Here is a 15675-nt window from a genome sequence, read left to right as displayed (position 1 = left end):
TAAAAATAATCCCCCAATTTTTATGGATGAATGTAATGAGAAAATTGCTCATTCCTATTGCCATCTCGGCTGTCTTGTCGGGGTGCGGTAAAGAACTTCCTCCTGTTCCTGAACCTGAATCGCGCCCTGCGAAGCTATTTACAGTATCTGTTGGCAATGCCCAGTTTGAGCGACATTTTCCTGCCACGACGGAAGCTGGCGATAGAGCAGTACTGACATTTCGAGTTCCTGGGCTTCTTCAAACGATAGAAGTGAATGAAGGTCAAGTCGTCAGTAAAGGTGATGTTTTGGCGTCATTAAACCCAGATGAATATTCTCTGCTCGAACAGCAAGCTCGGGCAAATTTTTTGCTCGCAGATGTGCAATACAAGCGATACCAAAAGCTACGTAAAGACCAAGTAGTATCTGAGCAAGATTTTGATGAGGCAAAAGCGAATCACAACTCGGCAAAAGCTCAATGGAATCAAGCAAAGGCAAACTTAAGGTATACCAAACTTGTCGCGCCATATGATGGCACCATTTCGTACATTCCAGCAGAAAACCATGAATATGTTGCCGCGAAAGAAGGGGTGATGAATATTCAGTCCAACCAACTCCTCAAAGTGATATTCCAAATCCCAGACTATCTTCTAAATCGTTACACGCAGGGGAGCGATGTCTCTGCCAGAATGATATTTGATGCGTTCCCCGAGCGAGCCTTTGATTTAACCTTTCAGGAAATCGATACAGAAGCCGATCCTAAAACGGGCAGTTACAAAGTCACGATGGTCATGGAACGGCCAGCAGAAATAGGCCTTTTGCCGGGAATGTCTGGCAATGCTTACCTCCTGTCCAAAAGTGCAGGAGCGACAAAGATTCCTAACTCTGCGCTGCTAGTAGAGAACGGCAAAACATACGTTTGGCGTGTCGATGAGCAAGGCATTGTGTCCAAAGCCGCAATTGAGATGAATGACAAAAATCAAGTGTTAGCTGGGCTTAACGATGGCGACCAAATCATTATCTCGGGTGTCAGTGTAATTGAACCCGGAATTAAGGTAAGAGCGTGGATTAAGGAAAGAGGGTTGTAATATGAAAGGAATCATCTCTCTAGCGACTTTACTTTCAACGCTTTTTCTCGTCGGCTGTGGGGATAAGGCGCCAGAAAAAGAGCTCGAAACGCCACGAGTTAGGGTTACGTCATTAGCGGGAAACAAGGTGGACGACAACTTGTACTTCCCTGCGGTTGCGAATGCAGCGGATCGCTCTCATTTGAGCTTTAGAGTGGCAGGAGAAGTCAGCAGCATCATGGTAAAAGAGGGCGACAAAGTCACGAAGGGTGATGTTATTGCAACACTAGATCCCACTGACTATGAGTTGGATGTAGATAATGCGAGTGCGCGTTTTTCTGTTGTCGACAGTCAGTATCGCCGCTCACGCCCTTTGGTTGATAAAGGCCTATTAGCTAAGTCTCAGTTTGATGAAATTGCAGCACAACGACAAATCGCCTTAGCTGAGCTTCAGTTAGCCAAACTTCGTCTATCATTTACTGCCTTAAAAGCGCCCGTGGATGGGATTATTTCGCGAGTTAATATCGACCAATTCGAAAATGTTCAAGTCGGACAGCATATCGTTAATATTCACAGCTTGGAGCGAGTCGAAGTGTTGATTCAGCTTCCTGACCGCCTCTATGTGAACCAACCGCCAACGGAAGAAAGGCTTACCGCGATCAAAGCATTAGTGCGCGTGCCCAGTGGTAACGAATATAACGCGACGGTAAAAGAATTTACAACCGAACCCGACCCAACAACAGGTACGTTTACTGTCACACTGTCGCTTCCTATGCCGGAAGAAGAGTACATCCTAGATGGTATGGCTGTTGAGGTAACTTCTAAAGACGAGAATGTTGGGCTTGATCTCAACCTAGGAATTAATGTTCCTATCGAAGCCATTTTTAATGCGGATGGTGACGAGCTGGGGCGCGAAAACAAATTTGTTTGGGTACTGAATGACGACAATACGGTATCGCGCAAACAGGTGCGAGCAGGTAAGGCATCTAAAACGTCCATTCAAATCCTTGATGGTCTCATGCTCAAAGACAAAGTCGTGATTGCCGGTGTTTCTCGATTAAGGGATGGCATGAAAGTGGAAGTGATACAGGAAATGGCTACGCAGGAGGTCGGTCTATGAGCGATCTTAATAAATCAGTGCCTCAAAGTGATGATGATGTGACCGGTATTGCTGCGTACTTCATCCGAAATCGCGTCATCAGTTGGATGGTCGCACTGATATTTTTGATTGGTGGTATCGCCGCATTCTTTGGTTTAGGGCGTCTTGAGGACCCTGCTTTTACTATTAAAGATGCGATGGTAGTGACCTCTTACCCTGGTGCGACACCGCAACAAGTCGAAGAAGAAGTGACGTACCCAATCGAAAAAGCGATTCAGCAGCTTACTTATGTTGATGAAGTAAATTCGATTTCTAGCCGGGGATTATCTCAAATCACGGTCACGATGAAGAACAATTATGGCCCTGATGATCTACCACAAATTTGGGATGAGTTGCGCCGTAAAGTGAACGACCTTAAAGGGACGTTGCCTCCAGGTGTGAATGAACCTCAAGTGATCGATGATTTTGGTGATGTTTACGGGATTTTGTTAGCGGTGACTGGCGACGGTTATAGCTATAAAGAGCTACTGGATTACGTCGATTACTTACGCCGAGAGCTCGAACTGGTTGATGGCGTGAGTAAAGTTTCGGTATCCGGGCAACAGCAAGAACAAGTTTTCATCGAAGTATCGATGAAAAAGCTGAGCAGTATAGGTCTTGCTCCGGATACCGTATTTAATCTTCTTTCGACGCAAAACGTGGTTTCTGACGCAGGAGCGATCAGAATTGGTGACGAGTACATCAGAATTCAGCCGACTGGCGAGTTCCAGAGTGTGGAGGAGCTGGGTGATTTGTTAATTACTGAGTCGGGCGCTCAGGGGCTCATTTTCTTGAAAGATGTGGCGGAAATAAAACGCGGGTATGTAGAAGTACCGAGTAATGTTATTAATTTTAACGGCAGCCTTGCACTGAACGTGGGTGTTTCTTTTGCTGAAGGCGTCAATGTGGTTGAAGTCGGAAAAGCATTTGATCATCGCCTTGCCGAGCTAAAGTACCAACAACCTGTCGGTATCGAAATTTCCGAAATTTACAGTCAGCCTAAAGAGGTGGATAAATCGGTTAGCGGTTTTGTTGTGAGCTTAGCTCAAGCAGTCGGTATCGTTATTATCGTACTTCTGTTCTTTATGGGGCTACGTTCGGGGCTACTTATTGGTTTAATCTTGCTGCTGACGGTATTGGGTACGTTCATTTTCATGAAGTATCTCGCGATAGATTTGCAGCGGATTTCATTAGGTGCCTTGGTTATCGCGTTAGGTATGCTGGTGGACAATGCAATCGTTGTGGTTGAGGGGATTTTGATTGGTACTCAAAAAGGGCGAACTCGACTCCAAGCAGCGACCGACATTGTTACCCAAACAAAGTGGCCATTACTTGGGGCAACTGTGATTGCGGTAACTGCATTTGCGCCAATTGGACTGTCTGAAGACTCGACGGGCGAATACTGTGGCACTTTATTTACGGTTCTGCTGATCTCTTTAATGTTGAGCTGGTTTACCGCTATCTCGTTGACACCATTCTTTGCTGACATCTTCTTTAAAGGCCAGAAGATTAAACAAGGTGAAGGGGAAGAAAATGATCCATATAACGGGGTTATTTTCGTTATTTATAAAAAGTTTCTTCAGTTTTGTATGCGTCGTGCTTGGTTTACCGTTGTGGTGCTGATTGCGGGATTAGCGGCAAGTGTTTACGGGTTCACCTTTGTGAAGCAAGCGTTTTTCCCATCGTCGACAACGCCTATTTTTCAGTTAGATGTATGGATGCCAGAAGGAACTGATATTCGAGCAACCAACACAACGCTTAAAGAGTTAGAAAGTTGGTTAGCTAAGCAAGAGCATGTTGACCATATCACGACGACCGCGGGTAAAGGCTTACAGCGCTTCATGTTAACGTACGCGCCAGAGAAAAGTTATGCGGCTTATGGTGAGATAACCACTCGCATGGAAAACTACGAAGCGTTAAAACCATTAATGGCGAAGTTTCGAGAGTATTTAAAAGCCAACTACCCAGAAATCAATTACAAGCTCAAACAGATTGAGTTAGGCCCTGGTGGTGGTGCAAAAATTGAAGCTCGCATTATTGGCTCAGATCCAACCGTCCTTCGTACGATAGCCGCTCAGGTCAAGGACATCATGTACGCCGACCCTCAGGCAACAAATATCAGGCATGATTGGCGTGAACGAACCCAAGTTCTTGAACCTCAGTTTAACGAGAGTCAGGCACGTCGCTATGGCATTACCAAATCAGATGTCGATGACTTCTTGTCCATGTCATTCTCTGGAATGACGATAGGCCTTTACCGAGACGGCACGACGCTCATGCCTATCGTGGCTCGTTTACCTGAAGATGAACGTATTGATATTCGTAACATTGAAGGCATGAAAATATGGAGTCCAGCACAGAGTGAGTTTATCCCACTTCAACAAGTCACAATGGGTTACGACATGCGTTGGGAGGATCCTATCATCGTACGTAAGAACCGTAAGCGTATGCTCACTGTGATGGCAGACCCTGATATTCTAGGTGAAGAAACCGCATCGACATTGCAAAAACGCTTACAGCCCCAAATCGAAGCGATTCAATTACCACCAGGTTATTCCTTAGAGTGGGGTGGTGAATACGAATCTTCAGGTGATGCTCAAGAGTCACTGTTTACTACTATGCCAATGGGGTACTTGTTCATGTTCTTGATCACTGTATTCCTATTTAACTCTATCAAAGAGCCACTCATTGTTTGGCTTACCGTACCGCTGGCGTTAATTGGCGTCACCACTGGTTTGTTGGCACTCAACACGCCGTTTGGTTTTATGGCATTGCTCGGCTTCTTAAGCTTATCGGGAATGGTGCTCAAAAATGGCATCGTATTACTGGACCAAATTGAAATTGAAATGAAGTCCGGTAAAGAGGCTTATGACGCGGTCGTTGATGCTGCGGTAAGTCGCGTCCGTCCCGTTTGTATGGCTGCTATCACGACGATCCTTGGTATGATCCCACTGTTGCCAGATATTTTCTTCAAACCAATGGCGGTTACGATTATGTTTGGTTTGGGTTTTGCGACAGTCCTGACACTGATTGTCGTGCCAGTGTTGTATCGTTTGTTCCATAAAGTGGCAGTACCGAAACAGGCTTAGTGCTACTGATATAACGATGAAAAATATCGCGCCTCTAGCTCATCAGTTAGAGGCGCTTTTTAAGGAAGAATAATGACAGAACAAAAAACGTGTGCGTGGGCGATGAATCACCCATTAGAACGCGAATATCATGATTCCGAATGGGGCGTGCCAGTATATGACGACCAAGTCCTGTTTGAATTTATTACTTTGGAAGGTGCGCAAGCTGGGCTTAGCTGGATCACCATCCTTAAAAAACGCGAAGGTTACAGAGAAGCGTTCGAGAACTACGACCTAGATGCGTTGGAACAAAGAAATGAAGAACGCGCTGAATACATCGTGGAAAACTTCGATGTTGTGAGACATCGCGGAAAGATTAACTCGGTATTTAGTAATGCCAAAGCGGCTAAAGCGTTAATTGCTGAATACGGGAGTTTATCAGACGCGTTGTGGCAGTTCGTGGACGGTGAACCAATCGTCAATCAATGGCAACATATGAGTGACGTACCAGCTTCGACAGAGCAATCCAAAGCCATGAGTAAATTCCTAAAAAAGAAAGGCTTCAAGTTTGTCGGTGAAACCATCTGTTATGCTTTCATGCAAGCCGTCGGCATGGTGGATGACCATATCGTTGGATGTCCTAAAAAGCAGAATAAGTAACGTTTGGCGATTAAGCTAATGTTGTTAGTTCTGGCTATCATGAATACGTTCCAAAGCTTCGATTCGACGCCATTGAGTGGTATCGAAGCTTTGTTTTCTTAAAGCAATGATTTCTGCCTGTTTTTCGTCTTGCCCTAGAAAATCTCTATTCAGAATATTTTGACGCTGCTTTAAGTAAGTGGCGAGTTGAGTCTCAAATGATGCTCTTTGCTCATCAAGCTTTTGCAGCCTCTGCGCTCCGGTATCTCCTACCAGAGCAACACGGGCGATGTACTTGTCTTGTGAATCAAGCTGAGAAGCTTGCTCGAGCTGCTTTGCTAATGCGTTATTGCGTTCACTTTCTCGTATGTAATCCGGTTGTTCTGATAACGCTTGATTGAGAAGGTGTTCTTGACTCTCGCTATCCGATGCCTGTGTTTTAATCGTCAGCTTTTCTAAAGCAAGTTGGCGAAGTCGGTTTTCTTCGTCAAACAATTGGGTTATCTGCACCTCGTTAAAGTATTGAAGCTGTAAGTTCAGTATTGCTTCATTCAGCATGGTTAACTGTTCAAGCGTTAGGTGGTTGTGCTCAAAAGGCTCTAATGCAGAGAGTGCTTGCTTGTAGGAAAGGTAGGTTTGAAAAAGTTTGGCATCAATATTCAGAGTTTGCTTTGCTAAAGTGTCATCATTAACTTCCGCTTTGATCGTATCGAGATCTTCTTCGCCCAGCCGGCTAAGAGAATATTCGAAGAAGTCTTTTGGGGAAGAGACATCGGCGGCTATATCTTGCTGAGATTGCGAATGGTTAGAGGTTATCTCTTGTTGTTTGTCGCTTTGCAACAGAGAAAGCGCTCCCACGCCAAATATCGAGAGCAGGATAAAAGTGGTGAGAGCGACTTTCTTCATTGTGATGACCTCTTATAAACCTTGAAGTTTGAGACGATTTGCATGTTGGCGATAAAGCGTGACTGGATCGGTTTCAAAAAGATGATGAATACCGAGTAGGCCGTTAATTTCATCCAAATGGTTCATTTGATAATCATCACGTATGACTTTGCCCAAATGTGTGCTGCACGCACCAACTAAGCCATCATTTGGCCCATCAAAGGCTAAGCCAAGTACCATCATGGCAGCATCGGTCGGATCGAAAACGTTTGTAAAAGTGGATGATCCGGTCCATGAGTAGTAATAAACGCCATTTGAAGCCAGCAAGTCACCATTACCACATTCACTGGTAGGGACTCCCTCCGGGTAGTGTTGGTTAAACGCTAATGATCCTTCCGTGGTTAATGCTGCTAGTGAGGCTAAAGGGTCTTGGTCGAGATCAGAACCACCTGATAGAAGATTAATAAGAGTAGTTAAGCCTTGCGCCAGTTTTACCGCGAGCTGCTCACTACCCGAACCCTCAGATACGGTGCCACGAACTAAATCTGCCACTTTAGACCCTTTATTAACGCCTCCTATACTCGTAACTGATGCGACTAGGTCAGGACGGACAGAGGCAACATAGCGCGTTGTTGGACCACCATGACTGTGACCAATGAGATTGACTTTCTCTGCGCCTGTTGCTGCAAGTAAGGTTTCGACTTGAGCAAGCAGTTGCTCCCCTCGAACTTCGCTGCTATTGGTCGCGGATACCTGTGCAACATAAACCGTAGCGCCATCTTTTGTTAAGGAATGTGGTATTCCGAAAAAGTAATCTACGCCTGCGAGGGTATCAAAACCAAATAATCCATGAACCAGAACAATCGGATACTTGGTTTGGGTATAACCTGTTGCAGCGGATACGGAGGTTATTGGGACGGTAATTAAGGTAAAAAGCATTAGCGCTATAAATTTGAGTTTCAAAACTATCTCCTTGTGGTATGACCTCTTATGAATGATAAAAAGTAGGAGAGAAACTCTAAATTTGGAAAGCCTATTTATAGCACATTATTTCATTCTGTGACTGCTCAATTGAAAAACAACACAAATGATTAACATTAATTAATGGCGTGGGTGAATGTTAGTAAATTCTAATTAAGTCAGGGGGTTATAAAAACGCCCCGCAATGCAGGGCGATTCAATCATTGTTATAGGGAGACTTCTTTTTCAAGCATTAAGGCGTTATAACGCGCAAAACCAGTCTCTAAATCAGCGATCAAGTCATTTACGTCTTCTAAGCCAATATGAATACGAACCAAAGTACCTTCAAAGTGTGGGTGAGCTACGGTTCTCAGGCTGTTAAAGCTCTTAGGTTCGTTAGCTAGAATGAGGCTTTCATAACCGCCCCAAGAGTAACCCATACTGAAGTGTTTCATACCATCAAGCAGAGCCGTCGTCGCTTTTGGATAAGACGTTTTGAGAACAAATGAAAACAAGCCGTTTCCACCTGTGAAGTCTCGTTTGAAAAACTCATGGCCAGGGCTTGTTTCTAAAGCTGGATGGCGGACATGATCAACTTCTGGGCGAGAAGCGAGCCACTGAGCGACTTTTAAACTGCTTTCTGCGTGTTGTCTTAGGCGAACATCCAACGTGCGAATACCTCGAAGACCTAGGTATGCGTCGTCAGGAGAAACGCACTGACCCATCAGGTAGCTTTGTTCACGAAGCTGATCCCAATACTTTTCAGAAGCCACAGCAGTACCTAGCATGACATCTGAATGTCCAACGATATACTTAGTCGCCGCTTGAATGGAAATGTCTACGCCATGCTCGAAAGGAGAGAAGTTCACGCCAGCTCCCCATGTATTGTCTAGCATCACGATGATATCTTGCTCATGGGCAATGCGTGCTAATGTAGGTACATCTTGGACTTCCATGGTTATTGAACCAGGAGACTCCAAGAAAAGGACTTTGGTATTCGGCTGAATCAAGTCTTGGATACCTTCACCGATCATTGGGTCATAATAGGTGGTTTCGATACCCATCTTCTTCATGATGGTGTTACAAAAGTCACGAGTTGGTTCGTAACAAGTGTCCACCATTAGAATGTGATCGCCAGTTTCAACGAAAGAGAGGATGGCGTTTGAAATTGCTGCCGTTCCACAAGGGTAAAGCGCGCAACCAGCTCCACCTTCAATCTCAACCATTGCGTCTTGGAAAGCAAAGTGCGTGTTGGTGCCTCGGCGACCATAAAACAACGTTTTGTTTGCACGATTAATGGTGGCTTGGTTCTTTTCTGCAACGGTATTGAATACCACGGTTGAAGCGCGTTGAACGGGTGGGTTTACAACACCATTTGTCCACTTTTTATCGCGGCCAGCGGTAATGAGTTTGGTTTTTTTTCCCTCTGACATAAAAGTTCCCTGTCTTAAATATTGCGGTTTTGAATATTTAAAACATGGACGACGTAGGTTATGCAAGGGAAAAGTCGACTATCAGCCAATAACAGCCAAGATGAACAGGTAATGATGTCGAGAGGTATCGTGTAGATAGGGAGCTAAAAGAACAAACCTCCAGCAGGATGCATGTAGCGCTGGAGGTTTTTTAGTCGGTGTATTTGAGGTATTAGAGGAGTGGGTTGAAGAGATAGAACACTCGCTCTAAGAACCGAGAAAATAGGCTCCTTTTCTCCCATTCTTCCAATACAACAGTGTGAGATTGCTTAATATAGCTATCTTGTAACCAAGACATTTGCTTGGTGAACTCTTCGTCATCAACGGCGAGGGTCACTTCGAAGTTCAGCCACAAGCTGCGCATATCCATGTTTACGGTGCCAACTAAACAGAATTGGTCGTCAATTACGACAGATTTTGTATGCAGCAAACCACCATAAAACTCATAAATCTTGACCCCTGCACTCAAGAGCTCACTATAAAAAGCGCGTGACGCCCATTGCACCATCATAGAGTCATTTTTATGTGGAATAATGAGTTCAACGTCAATGCCTCGTTGTGCTGTCATCTTTAACGTTTCGAGTAAATCAGCATTGGGCACGAAATATGGTGTTGTGATTCGTACCGAGCGATTGGCTTGGTTTATTGCCAATGTTAATACTTGATAGATCAGATATTCCGGCATACCTGGGCCAGAAGGCACAACCTGAATAGGGTGTTGGAATTCACTCTCATCGATCTTGCATTCAGGTAGTCTTGGTAAATGACGTTCGCCAGTTTCGACTTCCCAATCCCAACAGTGGATGGCACTCAATACGTTTACCGTTGGTCCCGTAATGCGAACCATGATGTCCACCCAATGCCCAACGCCACTATTTTGCTTGAAGTAAGCCGGGTCAACCAAGTTCATTGAACCTGTATAAGCAATTTCATCATCAATTACGATGATCTTGCGATGTTGGCGAAGATCAAGACGACGTAAGAAAATACGCCACATCTTCACTTCTAACGCTTGAATAACTTCAATTCCAGCATCCTGCATCATTCGATACCAAGGACTTCTGAAAAAACGCGGGCTACCTGCTGAATCGAGCAATAGTTTGACATCTACGCCGCGTTTAGCCGCTTGAATAAGCGCAGAAGCCACAGAGTCAGCCAAACCACCTGGATGCCAAATGTAGAATACCATTCGAATACTGCTCTGCGCGTTTTCGATGTCTTCAATAATGGAATGCAAAATCTCATTAGGTGACTGTTGCAGCGACAATGTATTACCGCTCAATGCGGGAAGACCAAGGCGGTTGTTACAAAGTTCATCAATTCGGTAGATGTGCCTTCCCATCGTTTCTGGGTTGTGCGCGTTACAGTCGTTAAGCTGACTGAACCACTTCTCGAATGGTGTAAACATCTCTTTCGCACGTTCGGCTCGCTTTCTGCCTAAGTTCAGTTCACCGAAGAGGAAATAACATGCGACACCCAGAACGGGAAGGATATAAATGATCATTAGCCAAGCTAAAGACACGCTCACTGCACGGCGCTTTAAAACGACACGAATGGTCACACCTGCGACCAGTAACCAATATAGCCCGATGCCAGCTAAAGTAAGAAAGTGATAAAACTTGTCCATATACGCTCAGAGTAATATGCCCTTCTAGGATATTAAGCATAAAAGTGGGTTGGGGGAATAGATTTCCCATTTAGACGTGGGATTGACCTTATATGAGGAACGAATTTCATAACAGCTGATTCTGTTATTTTAATGTGAAAAATAAGGCCATTCTTTAACTTTTGAACAAAAAAGCAGCATTTAACCTGCGTAACTCGACACTTGTGCGATAAATGTACTTTTTTGGGGTTCCAATTTTAAAGGGGAGCTGCTTTACTTTCTAGACATAGTGCGTCGAACGCTTATTCTATAAGTGTACAATAATTTTTACATAAACTTTTTAGACGCCTATCTCTATGCATACACAACAAACTAATTTTGGAGAAAAAGCGTGGCTACAACTAATACAGCAGCACCACGTGATACGTGGGGGTCTAAACTAGGCTTCGTAATGGCAGCAGCGGGTTCCGCTGTCGGTTTAGGCAATATATGGAAATTCCCTTACACAGCAGGTGAGAGTGGCGGCGGTGCATTCGTTGCTATCTATCTTATCTTTGTAATTTTTATCGGCTTTAGCGTGATGCTGACAGAGTTCGCTATTGGTCGTAAGACAGGTCTTTCTGCCGTAGGTGCATTCAAAACAACTGACCGACGCTGGACGTTCACTGGCGTTATGGGAGTCTTCAGTGGTCTTTTGATCATGGGCTTCTACCCTGTGGTTGGTGGTTGGGCATTGGCCTACATCTTTAAAGTGGGTGGTGGTCTACTCAGCGCGCCAGAAGCAATTGGCGACAGTTTTGGCGGTTTCATCTCAGATCCGATTCAACCTTTAATGTGGATGGGTGTTTACCTGTTCCTTAACGTCATGATCGTGATGAAAGGGATTTCGGGTGGTATTGAGAAAGCCGGTAAGGTTCTGATGCCGCTTCTGTTCTTAATCCTAATCGTTGTTTCTGTTAAGGGCTTAATGCTGCCAGGTGCAATGGCTGGCCTTGAGTTCTTATTCATGCCGGACTTTTCTAAAGTCGACAGCAACGTGGTTCTTGCTGCACTAGGACAGGCGTTCTTCTCACTTAGCTTAGGTATGGGTTGTATGATGACGTACGGTTCTTACCTGAAGAAGAAAGAGAATCTAGTTCAAACAACCGGTATGGTTACAGCGATGGATACTGGTGTCGCGATTCTTGCTGGTGTTGCTATGTTCCCAGCAATGTTTGCCTTTGGCATGGAGCCTGCAGCAGGCCCTGGTCTTGTATTCGTTGTCGTTCCTCAGCTATTTGCTGAAATGGGCGGTGTGATTGGGTTGCTATTCGCGTTGCTATTTTTCATCGGTTTGACGGTGGCGGCATTAACTTCTTCAGTATCACTATTGGAAGTTGTCGTGTCTTACCTAATCGACGAGAAAGGCATGAAGCGCTCTAACGCAGTTCTGTCTGCAAGCGCAGTTATGGCGGCATTATGTATTTTTGCGTCACTATCGTTAGGTGGAATGGGACCAACGCTGTTCGGTACCGGTGCCTTTGATATCTTCGACTTGCTAACGGACAAAATCTTCTTAGCGGTTGGTGGTATGTTGGTTTGTATCTTTGCTGGATGGCGCCTAAGCCGTGCTGAGCTAGAAAAAGAGATCACTAATGACGGCGAAGTATCCTTCCCGCTATTTGGATTGTGGTACAACCTAGTTAAATACCTGATTCCTGTTGCGATTGCTATTGTTGCCTTCATGGGGATTAAGTCTGGCTTTGATAGTGGCAAAGGTGAAATCATGCTGCTGGGTATCGCAATCATTGGTCTTGCTGGCATTTTCTCGAAGAAGCTTTAGAAAAGACCTTAGGGCAAGCCTCGATAGCTTTGTCCGATAACTTATGTATACTGCTGGCTCCAAACGTGGAGCCAGTTTTTTTATGTTCGATATTCTACATACCCATCCCGATTTTCTGATCATCAATAAGCATCCCAACGTCTCTGTTCATAAAGACGATGGCGACACAATGCTGCTGCAAGAAGTGGCTAAGCAGAGTGGTGATGAGCAGCTTTATCTTATCCATCGCTTGGATAAAATGACATCGGGTATTCTGCTCCTCGGACGCAACGCCAAAGCGGCTAGTGCGTTATCGCAAGCTTTTGCTGACCGCCAAGTGGAAAAGTTCTATCTGGCGATTGGCTCTAAAAAGCCGAAAAAGAAACAAGGTTTGGTCGTTGGTGATATGGAGCGTTCGCGCCGTTCATCATGGAAGCTGGTCAACAGCAAAAATAACCCAGCCGTCACCCAGTTTTTCTCTCTTGCGGCAGAGCCCGGAGAGCGCCTATTTTTATGTAAGCCACACACTGGTAAAACGCATCAAATCCGCGTGGCATTAAAATCGGTTGGCTCAGGTATTGTTGGCGACCCGATTTACAATGCAGGCAATGAGGCTGATCGCGGTTATCTGCATGCATTTTCACTTTGCTTCCAATACCGAGATGAGCAATATCGCTTTGTTTGCGACCCACGAGAATACCAAGTGCTGGGTAACAAATGGCTCAGTGAAATAGTCTCTCAGGGTTTGGATACTTGGCTTTCCCCTTGGGAACTGAACTGGCCTACGATCAAATAACCGTCACAAAGAAAACTAATAAGAGAACTCGATGCAAGCATCACAACTTCCGCTGTTCTTTCAGCATCTAGAAACCGAGCTCGCGCAAGCTCCTAACGAAATTCGTCGACTGTTTCATGGTCGTGGCCGTCGTTTTGAGGGCCTAGAGCAAATCACCTGTGATTGGTTACAAGGTCAGGTGATTATCAACTTGTTTAAAGAAGTCGACGACGCGTTTCTCGCTGAGCTGAAAAACGGCCTCAATGCGTTGGCACAATCACCACTGTGGGCAGACAAGCAAGGTCGCACTATGGTTCTTCAGCACCGTTATGCCGATGGTGCGCCTTCAGAAGTGCTTGTCGGTGAATTAGACGCTCGCCCTGTCGTTGAAGAAAGCGGTTTGAAATACCAATTGGATATTGGCCGCAATCAAAACTTCGGTCTGTTTTTGGACATGCGCTACGGTCGTGATTGGGTACGGGAAAATGCGAAGCATAAAAACGTGCTTAACTTGTTTGCTTACACGTGTGGCTTTTCTGTCGCTGCCATTGCGGGTGGCGCAGATAAAGTGGTTAACGTCGACATGGCAAAAGCGTCGCTGTCTAAAGGTCGTGAGAACCACAAGCTAAATGGTCATAACATCAACCAGGTAAGCTTTATGGGGCACGATATCTTTAAATCGTGGGGTAAGATTAAGAAATCTGGTCAGTATGACTTGATTATCATCGATCCGCCTTCATTCCAGAAAGGCAGCTTTGCGCTGACTAAAGATTACAAAAAGATTTTACGTCGGTTGCCGGATTTGTTGGCAGACGGTGGTCAAGTGATGGCATGTGTGAACTCGCCATCTGTGACAAGCGACTTCTTGATTGAAAGCATGAAAGAAGAAGCGCCAGAGTTGACATTCCGTGAGCGTCTGGATAACCCACCAGAGTTTATGGACGTAGACAGCGAAGCAGCATTGAAAGTGTTGCTGTTTAGCGAGAAGCAATGACGACGAAACGAAAGTTGTACCTATCTATAATACCAGCCGTTTGAGTAAGGCTGGCATCTCCGCGATACCCCGTCAATCTGAATAGCGAGACGCGAGTGTGATTCAGAGTCTATTATCAGAGTGAGTTATTCCTAACACGCTGATATTAGATTCCTGACCTCGCCTAGGCTCGTCGGAATGACGGGAAACAATAAAAGATCGATACCAGCAGCATTAACCGATCTGCACTTCAAGATCCGCTTCGATGGTTGATGAGCAGGCGAGCACATAGCCTTGTTCAATTTCTTCTTGCGTCAATGTTTCTAGGCTGGTGGAAGAGACGTTGCCTTTACGAACCTTGCATTTGCACGAGCCACAAATCCCGCTTCGACAAGCGACGATTAATGGTAAACCTGCGCTTTCGAGCACATCGGCCAGTACCTGACCTTTTTGAGCATCGATGCTTTGAGCAAAATCAGGAACAGAAACGTTAACCGTCTCATCGGAGACCGATGATTCTGCGCCAGTCGCTGGCGTAAAACTCTCTTGGTAGAAGTTCGTCATGTCAAAACCAAGGTCATTCAAATAGCCGTGAACATCTTGCATAAACTGGCTTGGACCACACAGGTAAACGGTGCGCTGTTTGAAATCAGGAACAAGCTCTTTAAGCCAGTCGGCATTCAAACGACCTTGTGGATGCGATGTTCCTTCGCGGTTTTTCAGCAACAACTTTAAATTGAAGTTGGGATACACAGCGTCTAACGTTTCTAGCTGATCGTAGTAAATCGTCTCTTCTGGGCTGCGTGCAATATGAAGAAATGCGATGTCCACATCGTTGTCGTTTTCATCTTGATTACTCAGCCAGTGTTTTGCCATCGAAAATACGGGCGTGACGCCGCAACCTGCACTGATAAGCAAGGCTTTTGTTTCGCCATCACGTAACACGGGTGGATGGTCGATGCAGTTAAATTCGCCTGCTGGTGGTAATGCTTGAACAGTATCACCGAGCAGCAGCGAGTCAACGATGTAGTTCGATACTTTACCGCCAGATACTCGTTTGATGGTGAGTTGAAGGTGATCGTCTTCATTGATCGAGCTGATTGAATAGGCACGAAACTCCATTTTTCCATCAATTTCGACGCCCAAGTTAATAAACTGGCCAGGCTTAAACTGAAACAGAAGTGATTCGGTTAGTTCGGCCAATTTTATGCTGACGGTGTCGTGTGTTTCGAAGTATTTGTCGATGCAACGGAGTGTGACGGGCTGGTTACCTTGCCATTCAAAAAACATAACAATCTCTTTGGTTGTGGCT

The 15675-nt window shown here is 45.2% G+C and carries 12 protein-coding genes; 7 read left to right on the top strand and 5 right to left on the bottom strand.

Annotated elements, in window-relative coordinates:
- Nucleotides 1-35 precede the first annotated feature (35 nt).
- From R7P69_RS09080 to R7P69_RS09065, 4 genes are all read left to right on the top strand, one after another.
- On the top strand, nucleotides 36-1067 hold the full coding sequence (locus tag R7P69_RS09080; RefSeq protein ID WP_054577943.1) for an efflux RND transporter periplasmic adaptor subunit: 1032 nt from the start codon (nucleotides 36-38) through the stop codon (nucleotides 1065-1067).
- A gap of 1 nt (nucleotide 1068) precedes the next feature.
- Nucleotides 1069-2166, top strand: coding sequence for an efflux RND transporter periplasmic adaptor subunit (locus R7P69_RS09075; RefSeq protein ID WP_238952268.1), 1098 nt, complete (start codon nucleotides 1069-1071; stop codon nucleotides 2164-2166).
- On the top strand, nucleotides 2163-5273 hold the full coding sequence (gene vmeI, locus R7P69_RS09070) for an efflux RND transporter permease subunit VmeI (RefSeq protein WP_017634672.1): 3111 nt from the start codon (nucleotides 2163-2165) through the stop codon (nucleotides 5271-5273). The genes R7P69_RS09075 and vmeI overlap by 4 nt, the downstream gene beginning before the upstream one ends.
- Before the next feature lie 72 nt (nucleotides 5274-5345).
- Nucleotides 5346-5912 (top strand): DNA-3-methyladenine glycosylase I, encoded by a 567-nt coding sequence (locus R7P69_RS09065; protein WP_005378109.1) that lies wholly within the window; start codon nucleotides 5346-5348, stop codon nucleotides 5910-5912.
- Nucleotides 5913-5936: 24 nt separating this feature from the next.
- On the opposite strand, the gene R7P69_RS09060 is transcribed toward R7P69_RS09065, so the two are convergent.
- The 4 genes from R7P69_RS09060 to cls all read right to left on the bottom strand — a co-directional run bounded on the left by R7P69_RS09060 (nucleotide 5937) and on the right by cls (nucleotide 10835).
- Nucleotides 5937-6797, bottom strand: a complete 861-nt coding sequence (locus R7P69_RS09060) for a lipase secretion chaperone (protein WP_238952269.1) — start codon at nucleotides 6795-6797, stop codon at nucleotides 5937-5939.
- 12 nt (nucleotides 6798-6809) lie between these two features.
- A complete protein-coding gene (locus tag R7P69_RS09055; protein WP_197687493.1) occupies nucleotides 6810-7715 on the bottom strand; it encodes an esterase/lipase family protein in 906 nt (301 codons plus the stop codon).
- A gap of 248 nt (nucleotides 7716-7963) precedes the next feature.
- Complete coding sequence (locus tag R7P69_RS09050) at nucleotides 7964-9169, bottom strand: cystathionine beta-lyase (RefSeq protein WP_238952270.1); 1206 nt, start codon at nucleotides 9167-9169, stop codon at nucleotides 7964-7966.
- A 211-nt stretch (nucleotides 9170-9380) separates the two neighbouring features.
- A complete protein-coding gene (gene cls / locus R7P69_RS09045) occupies nucleotides 9381-10835 on the bottom strand; it encodes a cardiolipin synthase (RefSeq protein ID WP_005378105.1) in 1455 nt (484 codons plus the stop codon).
- A gap of 430 nt (nucleotides 10836-11265) precedes the next feature.
- Here cls and R7P69_RS09040 point away from each other — a divergent pair, with 430 nt between their 5' ends.
- The 3 genes from R7P69_RS09040 (at nucleotide 11266) to R7P69_RS09030 (ending at nucleotide 14384) form a co-directional block, all read left to right on the top strand.
- Nucleotides 11266-12636: a sodium-dependent transporter gene (locus R7P69_RS09040; RefSeq protein WP_042522154.1), complete on the top strand. Its 1371-nt coding sequence runs from the start codon at nucleotides 11266-11268 to the stop codon at nucleotides 12634-12636.
- A gap of 82 nt (nucleotides 12637-12718) precedes the next feature.
- Nucleotides 12719-13411: a TIGR01621 family pseudouridine synthase gene (locus R7P69_RS09035; RefSeq protein WP_025766861.1), complete on the top strand. Its 693-nt coding sequence runs from the start codon at nucleotides 12719-12721 to the stop codon at nucleotides 13409-13411.
- A gap of 31 nt (nucleotides 13412-13442) precedes the next feature.
- Complete coding sequence (locus R7P69_RS09030) at nucleotides 13443-14384, top strand: class I SAM-dependent methyltransferase (RefSeq protein ID WP_064368054.1); 942 nt, start codon at nucleotides 13443-13445, stop codon at nucleotides 14382-14384.
- A gap of 213 nt (nucleotides 14385-14597) precedes the next feature.
- Here R7P69_RS09030 and R7P69_RS09025 read toward each other — a convergent pair whose 3' ends face one another.
- Complete coding sequence (locus tag R7P69_RS09025) at nucleotides 14598-15653, bottom strand: hybrid-cluster NAD(P)-dependent oxidoreductase (RefSeq protein ID WP_213986662.1); 1056 nt, start codon at nucleotides 15651-15653, stop codon at nucleotides 14598-14600.
- Between the last annotated feature and the right edge of the window lie 22 nt (nucleotides 15654-15675).

The organism is Vibrio sp. 661 (assembly GCF_033339315.1).
Lineage (GTDB): Bacteria > Pseudomonadota > Gammaproteobacteria > Enterobacterales > Vibrionaceae > Vibrio > Vibrio alginolyticus.
Note: the sequence above shows the minus strand (reverse complement) of the source record. Positions and strands in the feature narration are given on the sequence as shown.